Source organism: Coleofasciculus sp. E1-EBD-02 (genome assembly GCF_040218245.1).
Lineage (GTDB): Bacteria > Cyanobacteriota > Cyanobacteriia > Cyanobacteriales > Coleofasciculaceae > Coleofasciculus.
In genome coordinates this window covers 1-3,387 of record NZ_JAVJQN010000035.1, presented here as the reverse complement: position 1 = coordinate 3,387, position 3,387 = coordinate 1, and the positions used below count along the sequence as shown (strand labels likewise).

Sequence of the window (3,387 nt, the reverse complement as noted above, 5' to 3'; positions counted from 1 at the left end):
CAGTAATTTCCCCGAACGCTTGGCGTCTTTTAAGGATTTCTCTTTTAATAATTGGGCGGGATGATTACAGACTTGCTTGAGTCGCATCAGCAAGGTTAAAATTAACCCCTTGCGCTTAATTCCCTCCGCTGCTTCAATTTCCACCAAGGATTCATCCACCAATTTCTGATACAGGGCGGCTTGTTCTGCGGCGAGTCCACAGAATACCGTCATCTCCTGTTTTTCCGGTAAATCCTGAATAATGGTCTTATCAGTTTTCAGACGGCGCAGAATAAACGGTTGTACCAATGATCGCAAGGTTTGTAAGGAATCCCTGTCGCCAAACTTCTCAATTGGCATAGCAAAGCGGCGTTGGAAAAATTGGCGATCGCCTAAATATTGGGGATTGAGAAAATCTAAAATTGACCACAATTCCGATAGTCGGTTTTCCACAGGGGTTCCGGTTAAAGCAATGCGAAATTCTGTCGGCAGTTTCCGCACAGCTTGCGACTGTTTCGCGCCTGGATTTTTGATATTCTGCGCTTCATCTAATACCACACCTTGCCAGGATACCGATTCTAGGGTTGCAGCATCTCGATACACTAATGGATAACTGGTAATTACTAAATCCTTGGTCTTTACTGCTTTGGCAAATGTCTTGCCTTTTGAGCGTTTATCGCCGTGGTGGACAATAGCTTTAAGCGTCGGGGCAAATTTTTTCACCTCCCGTTCCCAGTTTCCCAGTACGGATGTGGGACAGACTAATAATGTGGGCGATTCCAGAACATCTTGCTCTTTTAAATAAAGCAAAAAAGCAATGGTTTGAATTGTGTTATGACAAAGAATGTTATTTGCCACAAAGTTGTGATGGTGGCTAACTTCAAAATCATACACCCATCCCTCATAGTCGATATCCTCAATGTCCTGAATCTGACAGTAGAAAACGTCTTGATCCAGAATATTTTGTTCCGTTTCCGCTGGGAATAAAGCAGAAAGCTTTTTGAAGGCAGAGGGCAGTGGTTCGACAGGACTTCGGCGTGAGCGCTCAGTCGAACGCTCACCAATCGGGCAGATGGCAGAAGGTAAGCAGGAAGGTGGCAAGGTAGACGCCAATGAGAACTGTTTAGACGGACTTGATATCACTCGTTCTCGACTACCCCGTGAACATGGTTGTGAGACTAAATTTGGGTTATCTACCTCTATAATCCAGTCCGCGTAGGCGGACTTTGTTTGTGTAGCTGCGACTTCCAGTCGCCAGGTTTCTGGTTTACAGATTTCTTCCAGTTTCCGCTGTTTTTCTGGATAATTAAATCCAATCTCTTGTAAGAATCGACGCGCTGAATTGCCACCGATTGTACCAATATATACGGGTTTTCTGTCTGATGTAGTAGATTGGTCAGGGCGCAAGGATGATGCCCCTACAGTCATCTGGACTTCGGTTGGGGAATCGCTAGAGTCAATCTGAACAAGAGATTTGGCATAGGTTTCTCGTTTATGTTGTGGTGTAATCTGCAACCAAATACCGAAGCGTCGTAGCAGTACAGAGAGTTGCTGAATCAGTAAAGGGGAAGCTGTACTAATTTCAATACTCCGCATCTGAGAAATAACAGACGCTTCCGCATCGAAATAGTTTTGCAGGAATATCTTCACCGTATCTAGATCTGCCTGCATAATAAAATCTGGTATAGATTGCTCACATCCTTCAGCAATTTGCCAAGCCAGAAACTTCACCAAATCCGGATCTTCGGGTTGCCCCTGCCAAATCATTTTGGCAGGTACACAAACGTAATCCCCCACCTGAAAATTAGTCGTCCAACCGTGATAGGTTAATAGTTTATGACGATAGGTAATCGTAATTCGGCTCCCATCTTTAAGCTTAACGGTGCGTAGTTTTTCCTGCACTCGCTGGCGATAGAGACGCTGAATGGGAGCGGTGGTCATTTTATTGGTTTGTGAGTCAATGGCATTAACCTGTAACGACTCTGTTGGCTGACTCCAAAATCCCTCCCCATCAAATTCTGCTTCTGTTGCATACTGTTTCCAAATATCTTCAGCTTGGATAACGGTTCCATTGACGGAAATTAATGTACTAGGCGCGACGCATTTTCCTAATCCCATATCGTCCGCTAAACAAGCCCCTAACCCCCAACGTTCTAAAAAGGCTAACCAACTGGCTCCTCGCAGTTGATACGGGCGTAGTGTACCGTTAAAGTCTTGGGGAACGTCGATAGGTTCAATCGTGCGATTTCCAGTTAAATTAGTAATTAACTCTTGCAGCGCCCCGGATGCTTCAAAGTGAACGACAGGTAATTTTCCTAAAGTTTTAGTATCGCCTGTTGCCAGTCGCAAGGCGTCTTCGACTGACAAACTCATATCTTCCTTGGAAGCTTTCATGATGGTGTGCGCCGCCCGCGCATCGGCGGGTTGCAGGGCAATCCATTCTCCATTCACTTCCACTAAGGGGGATTTGAGTGACATCAGGCGCTGGAATTCAGATTTGGAGAGTTTCGTATCACCAATTGCCAAATCCCATTTAAATTTCAGCAGGCTTTGTAACCCTAACCGTTCGTCTTTCTTCGATTTGGGCGCTTCTGCGGTAATACTAATACCGAGGCGTTTTTCCCCTGATCCGGGGGCTAATCCTGGGGGTAAGATAATCCCCAAGCCACTGTCTTGCAGTCGCCATGCACTAGCTTTGATAAATTCATACACTTGGACAGGGTTGAGTTCGCAGAATCGGGGACAGCGTTCGTGTAAGCTGGCTTCTAGGGGAGGATAAAGGCGAGAGGCTAATCCTAATCCCTTGAGTAGGGTTTCTTGAGGCTGTGCAATGGTTCGCCCGTGATAGTCTAATTGTTCGATAGGATGCCGCCAAATCGTTTTGGCATCGACTAATAAGTCTGCCTCGTCCATGGCTTGCAAGCAATAGTCAAGCCGCCAGTTGGCTTCGTCGGGTTCTGGTGGTTGCAAGACTAAGCAGGTGCGGAAGAGATTTTGGGTTAAGCCTTGGGTGGTGGGAGTAACTAGGTGCTGTTGAATCGAGGTTGTCCAATTAGACAGGGCGGTATCTAAACGGGCGATCGCCATCGGTTCAACGTTTAGGTTCTCCTTGGCGCTACAAAGGGCTTGCAGCCATTCGGGGATGGGTGAGGTAGCAGTTGGGGGTGATAGTGATTCAACCCAATTTTGTACCTGAGTATCAATGGCGTGTCTTAAAAAGTTGAGGATTAGGGATTGGGAATTGTTGATTTGTGATTGGAAATATTCTCCCTCTGCTTCCCCTGCTTCCCCTGCTTCCCCTGCTTCCCCTGCTTCCCCTGCTTCCCCTGCTTCCCCTGCTTCCCCTGCTTCCCCTGCTTCCCCTGCTTCCCCTGCTTCCCCTGCTTCCCCTGCTTCCCCTGCTTCCCC

Annotated in this window: 1 protein-coding gene; it reads right to left on the bottom strand. The window is 46.9% G+C overall.

Annotation, left to right across the window (positions count from 1 at the left end; translation table 11 throughout):
* Positions 1-3,228, bottom strand: a 3,228-nt coding sequence (locus RIC07_RS05995; protein ID WP_446393725.1) for an SNF2-related protein, incomplete at its 3' end; no start/stop codon positions are given.
* Between the last annotated feature and the right edge of the window lie 159 nt (positions 3,229-3,387).